Raw genomic sequence first — 17,344 nt, 5'->3', positions numbered from 1 at the left:
TGACGCCTCCTGTGAATCTTCTCAATGCGTCAATGCACTAGGGTCGCGCCCATGACCGATGCACCCGCTTCAGCGATCCTCGCCCGGCTGCTCGCCTTCGCGGAGGACGCCGCCCTCGTGGCCCTGCGCCAGCGCGAGGCCGGACTCTCCGTGACCTACAAGGATGCGGGGCTCGGGCAGGCCCTGACCCAGGCCGACCTCGCGATCAGCCGCCTGCTGCACGAGCGGTTCGGCCCGCGCCTGATCGAGGAGGAGACCGCCCTCGACCTCGGCCATGCGACCGCGCGGCGCCTGCTGGCCGAGGACGACTGGACCTTCGTGGGCGATCCGGTCGACGGAACCAAGCCCTACGCGGGCGGGCTCGCGAGTTGGGGCACGATGGTGGCGGCGTGCCGCGCGGGCTGGCCGCGCGCCAGCGTGCTCAGCCTGCCCGCATGGTTCGACGACAGGACGGATCCGTTTCGGACCGCCCCGGCGCAGGAGCAGCGCGGCCTGCTGCTCGCCGCGGTCGAGGGGACGGCCTACTGGGCGCCGACCCGCGGCGGCCGTCGCGCCGAGGCGCTGCGCCCGCTGTTGCGGCCGGACAGGCGCACCTTCCACGTGGGCTGGCTGCCGGTCGCGGCCCAGCGCTACACGCTCGACTACGATCACGGCGTCTTCCCGTGGGGCGAGAGCAGCGCGATCTCGGATGCCGCCCTGGTGGCGCTGGGCCGGCTCGACGCGACCTTCCAGAACCACATGTTCTGGGACGCGGCCCCGATCCTGCCGGTGCTGGAGGCGCTCGGGTTCGGCCTCCATCGCTGGCCCGATCTGGCGCCGCCCCCCGCGATGCTGATCGACCTGTTCGACGACCGGTTCTCGGGCCACGATGCGCTCTGGATGCTGTGCCGCGACCGCGATCAGGCCGGCATCCTCGCCCGAGCCGTGCGGGCCTGCCCGACCGGAGCGGCTTGAGCCGCCTCCGCAGGCCGGCGATGCGCCGGGCCCCGCGAGACGGCTCTCCGTCCGACCCGGCGGCGGCGGACCCGGCGTCAGTTCCTGTTTCGGGCCGCGCGGTACAGGTGCTTCACGGTGCGCTTGATCCTGATCCTGTAGTCGCGGACGAGGGGGCGGATCTTGCTGTGATAGTGCTGCATCGCGACGACGTGCAGCCGATGCTGGTGGGCCAGCTGCTCCGGCGACGGCAATCTCAGAGTGTCGTCGACCGCCCGGATGACGTAGACATCGTGGTCGCCGATGCCTGCGGACCGATAGCTCTCCAGATGAAGCCGGTTCGCGCGGATCACGTTGATCACGTATTCCGGCATGGTCAGCGTGTTGCCGTAATCGCTCGACGACAGATCCTTCTGCTCGCTCCCGCCGTGGAACACGTAGCCGTCCGCATCGAGTGGGCAGCGGTTCCAATGACGCCAGATGTGCGGCCCATGCGCCGAGAACACCAGGAGACCGCCGGGGTTGAGGCAGTCGGCCAGCACCTTCAGCCATCGCCCCCAGGTACGCCTCGGCAGGTGCGTGAACAACGACAGAACGAAGATCACGTCGTACGTCTGGGGAGCGGTGAACTTGTCCGGATCCACATGCGAGATGAAGGAAGGGATGCCGATCGATTCGAGGAAGCGGACCGCGTCTTCGTGGATGTCGCAGGCATGAACCTGCGCATGGGGAACGACTCGCGCGATGTGGCGCGAGACCCGTCCGTAGCCCGAAGCGAAATCCAGTATCGACAGACCGTCCTTCTGCATCTTGTGCTGCTGCAGCACGTCTCCGAGGAACTCGGCATCGTGCCGGCCGCCCAGGTGATAGGCCCGGACCGCACCCTCCCTGGCATCGGCCGGGCTGATGTCGTGCACGAACCAGAAGATGAAGTCGCCGTCGTGGATCCTGCCGTTCACGCCCAGCTCGCCGCCCAGGCGCATGGCGAAATCCTGCAGAGCGGGGTCGATGTTACGCTGTTCAGTCATGTCAACACAGGCCTTCGACAGGATACCTACGGTCTAACATCACGCCCGGAGATCGTACGGCTAAGCCAATTCTGCCAGAATTTTTTCCAGCCGCTCGACGTCGATGGCAAAAGGATCCCGGTTCGGCTGCTCGATAGATTCGTTGCTGCCGTATAGGATATGGCATGTATGGCTGCAAGCAGAGGCCAGATCCCAGAAGAACGGGTCGTCCCAGCCCTGCGCCGCCAAGTGAACGACAGTAGAACCGGGCTTGCAGAACATCGTGTTGGTCATGGCAGCGCCCATGATGCCGACGACGAGGCGTGCATCCGCGAAGGTCGCGACCTGACGCTGGAAGCTCATCGACAGGGGATCCACGATCTCGAAGCCGTACCGGGCCAGCACCGCGAGCACCTCGTGGCGGTTGCTCAAGCTCCGGCCATAACTGGCGGAACGGTCGACGAACAGCTTGCGACGCAGAGGCACGGAGCGGTTCGCGTATAGCCGCCTGCAGAACGCCTTCACGCGAACGCCAAGGACCTGTCTGCGCAATCGCGAGGCCACGAAGCGGAGCGCCTCCGGCGATTTCAGCGCCGGGGGAACCGCCACCGGAGATGCGTAGTACAACCTCTCGAAGTGGTGGGCATCCTCACGATTGATCCTGGTGATCGTGTAGTCGCTTCCTCTCAGCAGCAGATCGATGGATTGCAACCGGATCTGGTCGATGATCGGATGATAATTCCTGAATACGATATTGATCTTCTTGTCGGGAAACAGCCGCCGCAGGATCCAGAACGCCTTCAGGCGCGGCAGGTCTTCGACGATCCAATGACCGTAGTTGAACGAACCGCCATTGTTGAAGATCAGATCGATCGTGTCCGGAGAGCGAGCCGCCTCGACGAACGTCACGTCCGGGTCGTTCAAGGGCAGATGAGACAGATCCTGGGGCCTGAACGTCTCATAGATGCCCCGGATCTCGTCCCCATTCTGGAAGTAGATGGCATTGTCCAGAACGATCGCATTCCTGATGCAGAATAAAGCGGACGTCAATCCGCCGGTCCAGGTCTGCTTGATCCAGTTCAGGCTTGCGAGCCGGGCCTCGGCATAGGCCTCATCCGGGGCGTGCAGGGATGCCGGAAGCGGCCGCTCGTACGATCGGCCTTCGTAGAGTGTGCCAACGAACTCGATCGCCGCATCCCTCGGCGAGATCTCGTCGCGAACAGTTGCCGCCTCCGGGAACCCACCGTCCTTGTACAGAATGTCGATATCGCAGGACGTCAGGGATCCGGTGGTGCGACTCATTCCTGCTTGGCTCGAGAGTGTGCGGGCGATCGCGGCGTCGTCTATCATGCGGGCGGGGCCGGGGTCGACACTCGACGCGCAGGCCCGCCGCAGTGGCGATCCGGCACCGGGGCGGAGGCGGGGGCCGTTCAGTCCGCACCGTCCCGGCGCTCGCCGCGCGCCACCACCATCATCCGCGCATCCGGCAGCGGCCGCTGCAACCGCAGCGCCTCGTCGGCGGGCGCGTCGAGCCAGGTCGACCACTCCTCCTCGGTGGTGAGCAGCACCGGCATCGCCTTCGGGTGGACCGGACCGACGACCCCGTTCGCCTCCGTCGTGAGGAAGGCGTAGAGCCGGTGCTCCTCCTCGACCGGCGCGTCGCGCTTCGGCCCGCGCAGGCCGGTCCAGGGCCGCCAGACACCCGCGAAGGCGAACAGCGGACGCTCCTCCGAGAGGGCGAACCAGACCGGCGTCTTCCTCGGCTTCGTGTCCGCGTACTCGCTGAACGAGGAGACCGGCACGAGGCAGCGAAAGGCCGGCTTGAGCCAGGGGCGCCAATAGGGCGACGCAACGTTGCGGACGTTCGTGACCGGCTGTGTCCCGGTATTCGGGGGCGGGGGAAAGCCCCAGCGCATCATCGTCAGTTCCCGCCCAGCCTCGGTCCGGCGCACCACCGGCGCCAGCTGGTCGGGGAAGATGCCGGGCAGCGGCGGCAGGTTGCCGGCGTCGTCGCGCCCCACCGCGAAGAGGCGGCGGATCTCGTCCTGGGAGCGGGTGAGGCTGTAGAGATTGCACACGGGTGGACCCTACGGCCGGGTCGGCGAGGACATGCCGTCCGGCTCGACCATGATCATAGGCACCTCCGTCCATCGCGTCGTGGCGTGCATAGCGCATGATGCGGGATCTGGTTGCACGCCCGCATCCGAGACGGTGGCGCCAACGGCCGGGCTTCGACCAGATCGCGGCCACGAAGGTCCTGCCGAGATCCGGCCGACACTCTTCCTTGTACGGGGATCCGGCTCCATATTCCGGACATGCCCGCCCCCAAGAAGCCCCGCCCGTCTTCGGCCAAGGCGTCGAAGCCCGAGCTGAAGCCGCTGGATCCCTTCCTCGCCGAACTGCTCAACCCGGCGCTCAACCGCGACCGGTTGCCGGTTCAGGAGGCGCCGGCCCAATCCGGGCCGGAGCCGCGCCGCCGGGGGCGGCCGAAGAAGGCACCGGCGCCGGGCTTCGGCGAGGCGCCGCAGGCCGCCTTCGCGCACGGCACCGTCCAGGACGTCGATCCGGCCCTGGCGCAATCGCTCGGCCTGCGCACCCCCGACGACGGACCGGACATCCCGGAGGAGCGCGAGACCTCGCTCGCGAGCGCCGGCGTCTCGGCGACGGTCGATGCCCTGACGAAGCTGCTGACCGAGGGCAATCCGCTGTTCAAGCACGGCCAGCCCTGGGTGCCGCATCGGCCCGAGCGGCCGCTGAAGTCGGAAGGCGGCGTCCCGTTCCGGCTGAAATCCGACTTTACGCCCGCCGGCGACCAGCCGAAGGCCATCGCCGACCTCGTGGACGGCGTGAAGCGCGCCGAGCGCGACCAAGTGCTGCTCGGCGTCACCGGTTCGGGCAAGACCTTCACGATGGCCAAGGTCATCGAGGAGACCCAGCGCCCGGCCCTCATCCTCGCGCCGAACAAGACGCTGGCCGCCCAGCTCTACGGCGAGTTCAAGGCGTTCTTCCCGGACAACGCGGTCGAGTATTTCGTCTCCTACTACGACTACTACCAGCCCGAGGCCTACGTGCCGCGGTCCGACACCTTCATCGAGAAGGAATCCTCGATCAACGAGCAGATCGACCGGATGCGCCACTCGGCGACGCGCGCGCTGCTCGAGCGCGACGACGTCATCATCGTCGCCTCGGTCTCGTGCATCTACGGTATCGGCTCGGTCGAGACCTATACGGCGATGTCGTTCACGGTGACGCTGGGCGAGAAGATCGAGCAGCGCCAGCTCATCGCCGACCTCGTGGCGCTGCAGTACAAGCGCATCCAGTCGGATTTCGCCCGCGGCACCTTCCGGGTGCGCGGCGACGTGATCGAGCTGTGGCCGGCCCACCTGGAGGATCGCGGCTGGCGCATCGGCCTGTTCGGCGACGAGGTCGAGGCGATCACCGAGTTCGATCCGCTCACCGGCAAGACCATCAACCCGCTGAAATTCGTCAAGATCTACGCCAACAGCCACTACGTGACGCCGCGCCCGACCCTGCAGCAGGCGGTGAAGGGCATCAAGGACGAGCTGAAGTGGCGGGTCGAGGAGCTGACCCGGATGGGGCGCCTGATCGAGGCGCAGCGCCTGGAGCAGCGCTGCACCTTCGACCTCGAGATGATCGAGGCGACCGGCGCCTGCAACGGCATCGAGAACTACTCGCGCTACCTCACCGGCCGCAAGCCCGGCGAGCCGCCGCCGACCCTGTTCGAGTACCTGCCCGACAACGCCCTCGTCTTCACCGACGAGAGCCACGTCACGGTCTCGCAGATCGGCGGCATGTACCGGGGCGACTTCCGCCGCAAGGCGACGCTGGCCGAGTACGGATTCCGGCTGCCCTCCTGCCTCGACAACCGTCCCTTGCGGTTCGAGGAATGGGACGCGATGCGGCCGCAATCGATCCACGTCTCGGCGACGCCGGCCAAGTGGGAGATGGAGCAGACCGGCGGCGTGTTCGTCGAGCAGGTCATCCGCCCCACCGGCCTCGTCGACCCGGAGGTGATCATCCGCCCGGCCCGCTCCCAGGTCGACGACCTCCTGGGCGAGGTGAAGGAGGTGGCGCAGGCGGGCTACCGCACGCTCGTCACCACGCTGACCAAGCGCATGGCCGAGGACCTGACCGAGTACCTGCACGAGAACGGCGTGCGGGTGCGCTACATGCACTCGGACATCGACACGCTGGAGCGCATCGAGATCATCCGCGACCTGCGGCTCGGCGCCTTCGACGTCCTGATCGGCATCAACCTCCTGCGCGAGGGCCTCGACATCCCGGAATGCGCGCTGGTGGCGATCCTCGACGCCGACAAGGAAGGCTTCCTGCGCTCCGAGACGTCGCTGATCCAGACCATCGGGCGCGCGGCGCGCAACGCCGAGGGGCGGGTGATCCTCTATGCCGACCAGGAGACCGGCTCGATGCAGCGGGCGATCGCCGAGACCGAGCGGCGCCGCGCCAAGCAGCTCGCCTACAACGCCGAGCACGGCATCACGCCCCAGAGCGTCAAGCGCAACATCGCCGACATCCTGGAGAGCGTGTTCGAGCGCGACCACGTGCGGGTGGATACCGGCCTCGCCAAGGGGGCCATCACGGTCGGCCACAACCTCAAGGCCGTGATGGCGGATCTGGAGAAGCGCATGCGGGCCGCCGCCGCCGACCTCGACTTCGAGGAGGCCGCGCGGCTGCGCGACGAACTCAAGCGTCTTCAGGCCACGGAACTCGCGGTCGCGGACGACCCGATGGCCCGCCAGGAGGATGTGGAGGGCCAGGCCGGCCGCTACGGCGAGAAGGGTGGGCGCCGCCGCTACGGCCGCAACGCCGACCTGCCGCCCGGCACGGGCGGGGCCGACGAACCCCTGGGCTCCGGCCCCCTCGGCCGCGGGCGCTCCGACGAGGGCACCCGCATCCGCAAGCCGACCCTGGACGAGATGGGGCCGGGCACCGACCGCGAGATCCCGATCTTTTCCGAGCGGCCCGCCGCCCGCTCGACCCAGGGCTTCCCGGGCCAGCGGCCGAAGTACAAGGGCCGCAAGGGACGCGGCTGAGCCGCGGGCACCGGTCCGGCAGGCGAGAGCACCCCGCGCGCGGGAACCGCAGCGCGGCTCGCGCTTTTGCGGTCGAGAGGCTCCGGAGGCTGGCCCATGATCTCGCGTCTTCGTCCCGCATGGCTGGCCGGCGCCCTGGTGCTCGTCGCCGCGCCCGCCCTCGCGATCTCCGACCGCCGGGACCAGCCGACCCAGGCCGATATCCCGGACGGCACCCGCGCCCCGGCCGACATCGCGCCGCCCCAGGCGATCAAGCCGGACACCAAGGTGATGCCGGGCGATGTCGGGCGTACCGGCAGCACCCGCAGCCGCACCAACCCGCTCGACCACCTCGACGCGCGCGACCGGCGCGCCACGGGCGGCGGCGACGGCGCGCGCGACGCGCGCTGAGGCGGCCCGGCACCCGCGCCCCGAGAGCTGCCAAGCAACCGCTCGGCCAAGCAACCGCTCGGCCAAGCAGCCGCCCGGCCAAGCAGCCGCCCGGCCAGGCAACCGCCAGGCACTGGCCGGGTTAATCCTGCGGACCGTGCGGGAGAGGATGTCATGGGGCTGCTCGATCAGGTCATCGGCTCGGTGCTCGGCAACGTGCTGGGCGGGCAGAGCCGCCAGGAGGGCGGTGCCGGCGGGATGTCGCCGCTCGTGAAGGCGCTGCTGATGCTGCTGGCCTCCCGGGCGATGCAGGGCGGCTTCGGCGACATCTTCGGCGGCGGGGAACGGCCGCATCCCCGCGGCGGCGGGGGCTTCCCGCCCGAGGCCGACGAGGGGCCGGATCCCGGCTACGCGCCGCCGCCCCGGCGCCGCCGGGGCACGGACCCGGACGATTCCTATTCGGATCTCGCGGGCATGCTCGACGGGCCGGGCGGCGCGCCGCCGCAGGGCGGACGCGGCGGCAGCGTCCCGAACCCCTTCGACACCGGTGCCGACCAGTATTCCGGCCTCGATCGCGAGATCCCGGACAATGCCGGCCCGGCGGGGCTCGACCAGCTCATCGACCGCTTCCGCCGCGGCGGCCTCGGCGACGTGATCGAGTCCTGGGTGGGGCCGGGGCAGAACCGGGGCATCCAGCCGCAGCAACTCGGCCAAGCCCTCGGCCCCGACACGGTCGACCACCTCAGCCGCGAGACCGGGCTCGACCGCAACACCCTTCTGGCGCAGCTCGCCCAGGTGCTGCCGGGCGTGATCGACGGCCTCACCCCGCAGGGACGGCGCCCGACCCACGACGAGATGCGCGGCTGGTAGCCCAAGTCGGTCACCTGTTCGCGGGTCTGGTCCGCCTGTTCCTGCTCGGACCCGGCCGCGCGGGGTCGGCCCGCCTGGGGCTCAGGCCGGGTAGTCGACCCCGACGAGCGTCAGCCCGCCCGGCGGGGCGAGCGGGCCGCAGCGGGCGCGATCGCGCGAATCGAGCACCGCCCGCACGCCGGCCGCGTCGAGCCGGCCGCTGCCGGCGAGCATCAGCGTGCCCACCATGCCGCGCACCTGATGGTGCAGGAAGGAGCGCGCGGCGGTGCGCACCACGATCTCCTCGCCCTCGCGCGCCACGTCGAGTTGGTCGAGGGTGCGCACCGGGCTGTTCGCCTGGCACTCGGCGGCCCGGAAGGCCGAGAAATCGTGCCGGCCGAGCAGCCCCTGGGCGGCCTCGTGCATCGCCCCCGCATCGAGGGCCCAGGGCACGTGCCAGACGGCGCCCCGGGTCAGGGCCGGCGGGCTGCGCCGGTTGAGGATGCGGTAGCGGTAGTGGCGTTTGATCGCGGAGTGGCGGGCGTCGAAATCAGGGCCGACCCGGGCGGCGCTCAGCACCGCCACGGGCTCGGGCCGCAGATGGGCGTTCGCGGCGTCGCGCACCGTGTCGGTGCGCCAGTCCCGGTCGAGGTCGAGATGCACCACCTGATGCGTGGCGTGGACGCCCGCATCGGTGCGGCCGGCGCAGTGCACCCGCACGGGCTCGTTGACGAAGCGCGAGATCGCCTCTTCGAGCGCCTGCTGCACCGTGCGGTCGGCGGCCTGACGCTGCCAGCCCGCGAAGGCGGTGCCGTCGTACTCGACCACGAGCTTGTAGCGGGGCATGTCAGGCGGGGAGGGCGCCCGCCAGGCGGGCACCCGGCTCCAGGCGCCGGCCGCGCAGGAACTCGCCCGCCTCCATCACGCCCTTGCCGGCGGGCTGCACGCGCAGGAGCCGGAGCGCACCCTCGCCGCAGGCCACCGTGCCGGCCGCATCGAGGAGCGTGCCGGGCTCACCCTCGCCCTCCGCGGGCGCGGCGCGCAGCACCTTCACGCGCTCGGGCCCGGAATTGCGGCCGAGATCGGCCAGGAAGAACGCGCCCGGAAAGGGCGAGAGCCCCCGTACCCGGTCGTGCAGGCGGGCGGCGGGTTCGGCCCAGTCGATCCGCGCCTCCTCGTTGGTGATCTTGTGGGCGTAGACCACGCCCGCCTCGGGCTGGGGCGTGAAGGCGAGGCCGCCGCGCTCCAGGGCGCCGAGCGCCCGGTGCATCAGGTCGGCGCCGAGCGGCATCAGCCGGTCGTGGAGTTCGCCGGCCGTCATGGCGGGGGTGATCGCCACGCGCTCCAGCATCGCCACCGGCCCGGTGTCGAGGCCCGGCTCCATCCGCATCACCGCCACCCCGGTCTCGGCGTCGCCCGCCATCACGGCGCGCTGGATCGGCGCCGCGCCGCGCCAGCGCGGCAGGATCGAGGCGTGGAGGTTGAGGCAGCCGAGCGGGGGCGCATCGAGGATCGCGGGCGGCAGGATCATGCCGTAGGCCACCACCACGGCGACGTCCGCCCCATGGCCCCGGAAGGTCTCGGCCGCCTCGGCGGTGCGCAGGGTGGCGGGGGTCAGGACCGGCAGGCCGAAGCGCTCGGCGAGCGCCTGCACCGGGGAGGGCTTGAGCGCCATGCCGCGCCCGGCCGGGGCCGGGGCGCGGGTGTAGACCGCCACGACCTCGTGGCCGCCACCGACGATCTCGGCCAAGGTCGGCACCGCGAAATCCGGGGTGCCCATGAAGACGACCTTGAGGGACATGACGGATCCCGGCCTCAGGCGGCCTCGCGCTTGGCCGCCTTGGCGAACTTCTTGATCACCCGGTCGCGCTTGAGCTTCGACAGGTGATCGATGAACAGCACGCCGTTGAGGTGGTCGATCTCGTGCTGCAGGCAGGTGGCGAGCAGCCCGTCCGCCTCCTGCTCCACCGTCTCGCCGTCGAGGGTGCGGAACCGCACCCGCACGCGGTCGGGCCGCGTCACCTCGGCGTAGTATTCGGGGATCGACAGGCAGCCCTCCTCGTAGACCCGGGTCTCCGGCGACGACCAGACGATCGCGGGGTCGAGCAGCACCAGGGGATTGCGGGCCTCCTTGTCCTTGGAGGTGTCGATCGTGACGATGCGGGTCGGCTCCCCGACCTGGATGGCGGCGAGGCCGACGCCGGGGGCGTCGTACATCGTCTCCAGCATGTCCGCCGCGAGCTTGCGCACCTCGCCCGTGATCGTGCCGACCGGCTCGGAAATCACGCGCAGGCGCGCGTCCGGAAGGATGACGAGGGGACGGATGGTCATGTCGCGTGAGAACCGTGTGGGGCCGGAGGGCGCCGCTCAGGCCCCGAGATAGGGATTCGCCGGGGTCCGGTCAAATCCGGGTTCTAGAACGCCGTGCGCTGGCGGATGGCGGCCGAGAGCGTGCCCTCGTCGAGGTAGTCGAGTTCGCCGCCCACCGGCACGCCGTGGGCCAACCGCGTCACCTTCACGGGCAGGTGGGCGAGGAGTTCGGTGACGTAATGGGCCGTGGTCTGGCCGTCGACGGTGGCGTTGAGCGCCAGGATGATCTCCTTCATCTCCGGCACGCTCGCGCGCTCCACGAGGCGGGCGAGGTTCAGGTTCTCGGGCCGCACGCCGTCGAGGGCCGAGAGCACGCCGCCGAGCACGTGGTAGCGCGCCGTCACCGCGCCCGAGCGCTCCAGCGCCCAGAGGTCGGAGACATCCTCCACCACGACCAGCATGGAAGGATCGCGGCCGTGGTCGCGGCAGATGGTACAAGGGTCGCAGGTGTCGACGTTGCCGCATTCGCGGCAGACCACGATCCGCTCGACGGCCACCCGCATCGCCTCGGCGAGCGGCGCGAGCAGCGTCTCCCGCTTCTTGATGAGCTGCAGCGCGGCGCGCCGGGCCGAGCGCGGCCCAAGGCCCGGCATCCGGGCCAGGAGCTGGATCAGGCGCTCGATCTCCGGACCGGCGACGGCTTGAGGCATGACACTCCTGTCGGGGCAAAGGATCGATCGCGGGATCCCCTCTCCCGGTTGGGGAGGAGCGAGGGGAGCGGAACGGGTCGGAATCGGCCAACGGCCTCGGTGCCGGCAGCGGGACGGTTCATGGGGCTTGCCGGAACCCGGGGTCCCTCACCCGGGATCTTCGATCCCGCACGGAAGAGGAGATCCCGCGCCCTCCGCGGACGGCCGCGCAGGACGATCTAGAACGGCAGCTTCATGCCGGGCGGGAGCGGCAGGCCCTTGGTGAGTTCCTGCATCCGCTCCTGGGCGGCGCGCTCGCCCTTCTGGCGGGCGTCGTTCACGGCGGCGACAATTAGGTCCTCCAGGATCTCCTTCTCGTCGGGCACGAGGAGCGAGGGGTCGATCGTTACGCCCTTGACGAGGCCCTTGGCGGTCATCGTCACGGCGACGGCGCCGCCGCCGGCCGCGCCCGAGACCTCGACGGTGTCGAGTTCGGCCTGCAGGTCGGTCATCTTCTGCTGCATGGCCTGGGCCTGCTTCATCAGCCCCATGATGTCGCGCATGGCGTGTCCTCGCGTGTCTGGCCGTCAATGTGGGGCGCCGCGCGCGATCCCGCTACAGGTCGGGTTCGGGCTCCTCGGGCGGCGGCGCCGCGTCGTCCGGCTCCGGCGCCTTCTCGCGCACGTCGATGATCTGGGCGCCGGGAAACCCCTTCAGCACCGCCTGGACCAGCGGATGGCTCGCCGCGCCCTGGTGGCGGCTCTCGACCGCGGCCTTCGCGCGCGCCGCAAGCGTCGGCTCCCCGGCCTCGCGCGAGAGCGCCACCACCCAGCGCCGGCCGGTCCAGAGGTCGAGGGCGCGGGCGAGATCGTTGGGAAGGGTCGGCCGGCCGCCCTCGGCGAGGCGGAACTCGATGCGCCCGTCCTCGAACCGCACGAGGTGCACGTCGCGTTCGAGCGCGATCTTGAGGGTGATGTCGCGCTGCGCGTCGGCGAGCGCCACCACGTCCTCGAAGCGGCGCAGGCGCAACGCCGGCTCCGCCGCGGGGGCCTGGCGGGACGGAGCGGGCACTTGGTGGGCCTCCGGCACCGCACGGGCCTCAGGCACTTGGCGGATCTCGGGCAGGGCGCGCGCCTCGGGCAGCGGCCGCGGATCCGGCACGGCCCGAAGGACCGCCGGCCCGCCCGACGAGGGGCCTGGCGCGGGGCGGGGGGGCGCCGCGCCCGCGAGGGCGCCGCCCTCCCGGACCTGCCGCAACGCCTCGTCGGGCGTCGGCAGGTCGGCGGCGTAGATCAGGCGCACGAGGGCCATCTCGGCGGCGGCGAGCGGGCGGGCGGCGGCCTGCACCTCGGGGATGGCCTTGAGCAGGATCTGCCACGCCCGCGACAGGGCGCGCACCGAGAGCCGGTCGGCGAAATCGCCGCCGCGGGCGCGCTCGGCCTCGCTCAGGCCGGTATCGGCCCGCGCGCTGTCAGGGGCGACCTTGAGGCGCGTGACGAGGTGGGTGAACTCGGCGAGGTCCTGGAGCACGACCGAGGGGTCGGCCCCGGCCTCGTGCTGGGCGCGCAGTTCCGCGAAGGCCGCGGCCGCGTCGCCCCGCATGCAGGATTCGAACAGGTCGATGACCCGCGCCCGGTCGGCGAGACCCAGCATGTCGCGCACGGTCTCGGCCGCGACGCGGCCCGCCCCGTGCGCGATGGCCTGATCGAGGAGCGAGAGCGAATCGCGCACCGAGCCTTCCGCCGCCCGCGCGATGGCGGCGAGCGCCTCCGGCTCCGCCGCGACGGCTTCGGCCTCGCAGATGCGCTGCAGGTGGGCGATCAGCGCGCCCGCCTCGACGCGGCGCAGATCGAAGCGCTGGCAGCGCGACAGGATGGTGACCGGGACCTTGCGGATCTCGGTGGTGGCGAACACGAATTTCGCGTGCGGCGGCGGCTCCTCCAGCGTCTTCAGGAAGGCGTTGAACGCCTTCTCGGACAGCATGTGGACCTCGTCGACGATGTAGACCTTGTAGCGCGCCGAGACGGGGGCGTAGCGGATGCCGTCGATGATCTGGCGGACGTCGTCGATGCCGGTGTGGGAGGCGGCATCCATCTCCAGCACGTCGATGTGGCGCGATTCCATGATCGCCGCGCAGTGCAGGCCGAGGCCCGGCATGCGGATGGTCGGCCCGGCCTTCGGGTCGTCGGCGAGCGCGTAGTTGAGCCCGCGCGCCAGGATGCGGGCGGTAGTGGTCTTGCCCACCCCGCGCACGCCGGTGAGCATCCAGGCCTGCGGGATCCGGCCGGCCTCGAAGGCGTTCGCCAGCGTGCGCACCATCGCGCCCTGGCCGATCAGGTCGTCGAAGTCCTTCGGGCGGTACTTGCGCGCCAGCACCCGGTAGGGCGCGGAGGCCGGCGTCGGGGGGGAGGGCGCCGCAAAACCCGGGAAACCCGGCTCGTCGGTCGAGGGCGTGCCGGAGGTCTCGTCCATGCGCTGAGCATCGGGAGGGCGGGCCGGGCCGCGAGGCCCGGCGCACGCGCTCGTGGCGAGTGGGGTGGGAGGCTGGACGAGAACCCGCTCGTTCTCGTTAGGGCTGCTTCCTTCCGGACCTGACCCGGTTGGCGAGTGAAACGTCCCCCGCCAACCTCCCGGCGCCTATATGAGCGGCCGGACCCGGAAACGCAAGCGCGGGCTTGTCCCGCACGGAGGACCCCGATGACGCGCCGCCCCACCGTCCGCCTCGCCCTGGCCGCGAGCCTGCTGGGCGCCCTGCCGGGCCTCGCTGCGCCCGCGCGGGCCGCCGAGACCTACGGTCCCGAACTCGAAGGCTTCGATTACCCTCACGCGGTGCGCCGCCACGCCTTCACCTCGCAGGGCCAGACCGTCTCGATAGCCTACATGGACGTGGCGCCGAGCGCCCCGGCGAACGGCCGCACCGCCGTACTGCTCCACGGCAAGAACTTCTGCGCCGCCACCTGGGAGGGGACGATCGGCGCGCTGACGAAGGCCGGGTACCGGGTGCTCGCCCTCGATCAGGTCGGGTTCTGCAAATCCACCAAGCCGCAGGGCTACCAGTTCAGCTTCCCCCAGCTCGCCGCCAACACGCACGGGCTGCTGCAGGCCCTCGGCCTCGCGCGCGCGACGATCATCGGCCACTCGATGGGCGGCATGCTGGCCGCCCGCTACGCCCTGATGTTCCCGGACGCGGTCGACCAGCTGGTGATGGTCGATCCCCTCGGGCTGGAGGACTGGCAGGCCAAGGGCGTGCCCTACCAGACCATCGAGAAGAACTACGAGCAGGAGCGCAAGACCACCGCCGAGAGCATCAAGGCCTACCAGCTGCGCTTCTACTACGACGGCCAGTGGAAGCCGGACTACGATCGCTGGGTGCAGATGCAGGCCGGGCTCTACGCCGGCCCGGGGGCGGAGCGGGTGGCGTGGAATCAGGCCCAGACCTCGGACATGATCTTCACCCAGCCGGTCGTGCACGAGTTCGAGCGCCTGCGGGTGCCGACCGTGCTGATCGTGGGCGGCAAGGACCGCACCGCGCCCGGCGCCAACCGCGCGCCCGCCGACCTCGCCCGCACGCTCGGCCGCTACGACCAGCTCGGCCCCGAGGCGGCCCGCCGCATCCCGGACGCCAAGCTCGTGGAGTTCTCCGACCTCGGCCACTCGCCCCAGGTCGAGGCGCCCGACCGGTTCCACGAGGCGCTGCTGAAGGAACTGGCGGGGAAGTAGGCGACAGGGCCTCGTCCCATCCTATGGCCGCTCGGGCACGCAGATCAGCGTCTGCATGCCCGCGGCGCACAGCGTCCGGCGGTCGCCGCGCTCGCCGTAGACCTTGAGGTCGCAGACCGTGAGGGTGCGCCCCGCGCGGATCACCTCGCCCACGGCCACCAGCCGGTCGCCCTCGGCCGGAGCCACGAGGTTCAGCTTGAACTCGACCGTGAGCACGTCGGTGTTGGCGGGAAACAGCGTGAAGCCGGCGTAGCCGCCGGCCGAATCGGCGATCGCCGCGGTGCCCCCGGCATGGAAGTAGCCGTTCTGCTGCGTCAGCGCCGGGCGGTAGGGCAGGGCGATCTCGACGCGGCCCGGCGCGATCAGGATCAGGTCCGCCCCCAGGGTGGCCATCAGGCCCTGGTGAGCGAAGCTCGCCCGCACGCGCGCTTCCGCGCCGGGATCGCGGAAGGTGTGTTGGCTCATCGCGGTCCGGCTCATCGCGGTCTCCCTGGGCCGCCGAAGCGCGGCAGGCCGGCCCGGGCAAGAGGTGAACGGGATTCACCTTACGCTGCAAAAACCGCGTTTGTCGCCCCGCGTCCCGGCTGGCACGGTGCAGCCAACGAGAACGCGAGGAAACGCCCCGGCCCCAGCGCCGGAGAGCCGGAGCGAGGCGAGACCCGCCCGATCCCTCCCGTTCGTCGCGCGAACGCGGTCGATCCGCGACAGGGAGGGTGCTGTGCTACTGTCCGACAAGGTGTGCCTGATCACGGGCGCCGCATCCCTTCGCGGCATCGGCCGCGCCACCGCCCGCCTGTTCGCCGAGCACGGCGGCCGGGTCGTCATCCTCGATCTCGATGCCGGGCAGGCGGAAGCCGCGGCCCGCGAGATCGGCCCCGACCATCTCGGGCTCGCCTGCAACGTCGTCGACCGGGCGGCCTGCCAGCGCGCCGCCGACGAGGTGGTGGGCCGCTTCGGGCGCATCGACGTGCTCGTCAATAACGCCGGCATCACCCAGCCGCTCAAGATCATGGACATCGCGCCGGAGAACTACGACGCGGTGACGGACGTGAACCTGCGCGGCACGCTCTACATGAGCCAGGCGGTGATCCCGCAGATGCGGGCGCAGCAATCGGGCTCGATCGTCTGCATGTCGTCGGTCTCGGCCCAGCGCGGCGGCGGCATCTTCGGCGGGCCGCACTACAGCGCGGCCAAGGGCGGCGTGCTCGGCCTGTGCAAGGCGATGGCCCGCGAACTCGGCCCCGACGGCATCCGCGCCAATTCGGTGACGCCCGGCCTGATCCAGACCGACATCACCGGCGGCAAGCTCACCGACGCGCTGAAGGCCGAGATCATCAAGGGCATCCCGCTCGCCCGCCTCGGCGTCGCCGACGACGTGGCCAAGGCCTGCCTGTTCCTGGCGTCCGACCTCTCCGCCTACACCACCGGCGCGGTCATCGACGTCAACGGCGGCATGCTGATCCACTGACGGAGGGACGAATGTCGACGACCGACCAGAGGGCGGGCACCAACGTCTCGCTGCCCGAGCGCGCCTACCGCATCCGCCGCAACGCGCTGCGGATGGGCGAGGTGCAGGGCCAGGGCTACATCGCCCAGGCGCTCGGGATCGCTGACGTGCTCGCGGTCTCCTACTTCCACGCCATGACCTACCGGCCCGAGGATCCCGAATGGGAGGGCCGGGATCGCTTCCTGCTCTCGATCGGTCACTACGCCATCGCGCTCTACGCGGCGCTGATCGAGGCCGGCATCCTGCCGGAGGACGAGCTCGAGACCTACGGCTGCGACGACAGCCGGCTGCCGATGTCCGCCATGGCGGCCTACACGCCGGGCATGGAGATCACCGGCGGCTCCCTCGGGCACGGGCTCGGCATCGCGGTGGGCTTCGCCCTCGGGCTCAAGCGCAAGGGCTCCAAATCCTTCGTCTTCAACATGTTCTCCGACGGCGAGCTCGACGAGGGCTCGACCTGGGAAGCCGCCATGTCGGCGGGCTCGTTCAAGCTCGACAACCTGATCGGGATCGTGGACGTCAACGGCATGCAGGCGGACGGCCCCTCGACGGGCGTCCTCAACTTCGAGCCGCTGGCGCCGAAATTCGAGGCCTTCGGCTGGTTCGTGCAGCGGGTCGACGGCAATGACATCGACGCGCTGGTGGCGGCCTTCGACGCCGCCAAGGCCCATCCGGAGCCCAAGCCCCGGGTCATCATCTGCGACACCAAGATGGCCAAGGGCGTGCCGTTCCTCGAAGCGCGCGAGCGCAATCACTTCCTGCGTGTCGAGCCGGCGGAATGGAGCCAGGCGCTCGCGGTCTTGTCCGAGGGGAGGGCGGAATGAAGCGCTCGAAGTACGAGAGGCCGACGCACCTGCTGCAGGGCGGGCCGCGGCTCACCACCTCGGC

At 70.7% G+C, this 17,344-nt stretch carries 17 protein-coding genes and 1 other RNA gene; 7 read left to right on the top strand and 11 right to left on the bottom strand.

What is annotated here, in order from left to right:
- Positions 1-51 precede the first annotated feature (51 nt).
- Positions 52-954: an inositol monophosphatase family protein gene (locus MFF61_RS21615; RefSeq protein WP_238238351.1), complete on the top strand. Its 903-nt coding sequence runs from the start codon at positions 52-54 to the stop codon at positions 952-954.
- Between the two features lie 77 nt (positions 955-1,031).
- On the opposite strand, the gene MFF61_RS21610 is transcribed toward MFF61_RS21615, so the two are convergent.
- The 3 genes from MFF61_RS21610 to MFF61_RS21600 all read right to left on the bottom strand — a co-directional run bounded on the left by MFF61_RS21610 (position 1,032) and on the right by MFF61_RS21600 (position 4,018).
- Positions 1,032-1,961, bottom strand: coding sequence for an SAM-dependent methyltransferase (locus tag MFF61_RS21610; RefSeq protein ID WP_238238348.1), 930 nt, complete (start codon positions 1,959-1,961; stop codon positions 1,032-1,034).
- A 60-nt stretch (positions 1,962-2,021) separates the two neighbouring features.
- Positions 2,022-3,242, bottom strand: coding sequence for a glycosyltransferase family 61 protein (locus tag MFF61_RS21605; protein WP_238238346.1), 1,221 nt, complete (start codon positions 3,240-3,242; stop codon positions 2,022-2,024).
- Positions 3,243-3,370: 128 nt separating this feature from the next.
- Complete coding sequence (locus MFF61_RS21600; RefSeq protein WP_238238344.1) at positions 3,371-4,018, bottom strand: SOS response-associated peptidase; 648 nt, start codon at positions 4,016-4,018, stop codon at positions 3,371-3,373.
- 237 nt (positions 4,019-4,255) lie between these two features.
- On the opposite strand from MFF61_RS21600, the gene uvrB reads away from it, so the two are divergent.
- From uvrB to MFF61_RS21585, 3 genes are all read left to right on the top strand, one after another.
- Positions 4,256-7,012, top strand: coding sequence for an excinuclease ABC subunit UvrB (gene uvrB / locus MFF61_RS21595; protein ID WP_238238342.1), 2,757 nt, complete (start codon positions 4,256-4,258; stop codon positions 7,010-7,012).
- 96 nt (positions 7,013-7,108) lie between these two features.
- Entirely contained in the window at positions 7,109-7,402 is a 294-nt protein-coding gene (locus tag MFF61_RS21590; RefSeq protein ID WP_238238339.1) for a hypothetical protein, read from the top strand.
- Positions 7,403-7,555: 153 nt separating this feature from the next.
- On the top strand, positions 7,556-8,251 hold the full coding sequence (locus MFF61_RS21585) for a YidB family protein (protein ID WP_238238337.1): 696 nt from the start codon (positions 7,556-7,558) through the stop codon (positions 8,249-8,251).
- A gap of 81 nt (positions 8,252-8,332) precedes the next feature.
- Here the strand turns inward: MFF61_RS21585 and truA are convergent, their stop codons facing one another.
- The 7 genes from truA to ffs form a co-directional block, all read right to left on the bottom strand.
- Positions 8,333-9,076 (bottom strand): tRNA pseudouridine(38-40) synthase TruA, encoded by a 744-nt coding sequence (gene truA / locus MFF61_RS21580; RefSeq protein ID WP_238238334.1) that lies wholly within the window; start codon positions 9,074-9,076, stop codon positions 8,333-8,335.
- Position 9,077: 1 nt separating this feature from the next.
- Complete coding sequence (gene fmt / locus MFF61_RS21575; RefSeq protein WP_238238332.1) at positions 9,078-10,031, bottom strand: methionyl-tRNA formyltransferase; 954 nt, start codon at positions 10,029-10,031, stop codon at positions 9,078-9,080.
- 14 nt (positions 10,032-10,045) lie between these two features.
- Positions 10,046-10,561 (bottom strand): peptide deformylase, encoded by a 516-nt coding sequence (def, locus tag MFF61_RS21570; protein WP_238238329.1) that lies wholly within the window; start codon positions 10,559-10,561, stop codon positions 10,046-10,048.
- Between the two features lie 83 nt (positions 10,562-10,644).
- Positions 10,645-11,250, bottom strand: a complete 606-nt coding sequence (gene recR / locus MFF61_RS21565) for a recombination mediator RecR (protein ID WP_238238326.1) — start codon at positions 11,248-11,250, stop codon at positions 10,645-10,647.
- A 218-nt stretch (positions 11,251-11,468) separates the two neighbouring features.
- A complete protein-coding gene (locus MFF61_RS21560) occupies positions 11,469-11,792 on the bottom strand; it encodes a YbaB/EbfC family nucleoid-associated protein (RefSeq protein WP_238238322.1) in 324 nt (107 codons plus the stop codon).
- Positions 11,793-11,844: 52 nt separating this feature from the next.
- A complete protein-coding gene (locus tag MFF61_RS21555; RefSeq protein ID WP_238238311.1) occupies positions 11,845-13,701 on the bottom strand; it encodes a DNA polymerase III subunit gamma/tau in 1,857 nt (618 codons plus the stop codon).
- Between the two features lie 63 nt (positions 13,702-13,764).
- Positions 13,765-13,861: signal recognition particle sRNA small type (gene ffs / locus MFF61_RS21550), an RNA gene on the bottom strand.
- A 65-nt stretch (positions 13,862-13,926) separates the two neighbouring features.
- Between ffs and MFF61_RS21545 the strand changes: the two genes are divergently transcribed.
- The gene (locus MFF61_RS21545) at positions 13,927-14,949 is read left to right on the top strand and encodes an alpha/beta fold hydrolase (protein ID WP_238238308.1); all 1,023 of its coding nucleotides are present in this window, start codon (positions 13,927-13,929) and stop codon (positions 14,947-14,949) included.
- Between the two features lie 21 nt (positions 14,950-14,970).
- Here the strand turns inward: MFF61_RS21545 and MFF61_RS21540 are convergent, their stop codons facing one another.
- Positions 14,971-15,429, bottom strand: coding sequence for a PaaI family thioesterase (locus tag MFF61_RS21540; protein ID WP_238238306.1), 459 nt, complete (start codon positions 15,427-15,429; stop codon positions 14,971-14,973).
- Between the two features lie 238 nt (positions 15,430-15,667).
- Here MFF61_RS21540 and MFF61_RS21535 point away from each other — a divergent pair, with 238 nt between their 5' ends.
- The gene (locus tag MFF61_RS21535) at positions 15,668-16,417 is read left to right on the top strand and encodes an SDR family NAD(P)-dependent oxidoreductase (protein WP_238238303.1); all 750 of its coding nucleotides are present in this window, start codon (positions 15,668-15,670) and stop codon (positions 16,415-16,417) included.
- Between the two features lie 11 nt (positions 16,418-16,428).
- The gene (locus tag MFF61_RS21530) at positions 16,429-17,280 is read left to right on the top strand and encodes a transketolase (protein WP_238238300.1); all 852 of its coding nucleotides are present in this window, start codon (positions 16,429-16,431) and stop codon (positions 17,278-17,280) included.
- Positions 17,281-17,344 lie beyond the last annotated feature (64 nt).

Origin of the sequence: Methylobacterium isbiliense, from assembly GCF_022179325.1 — a bacterium.
Lineage (GTDB): Bacteria > Pseudomonadota > Alphaproteobacteria > Rhizobiales > Beijerinckiaceae > Methylobacterium > Methylobacterium isbiliense.
The sequence above is the reverse complement of the archived record's forward strand: the minus strand, read 5'-3'. Positions and strand labels throughout refer to the sequence as shown.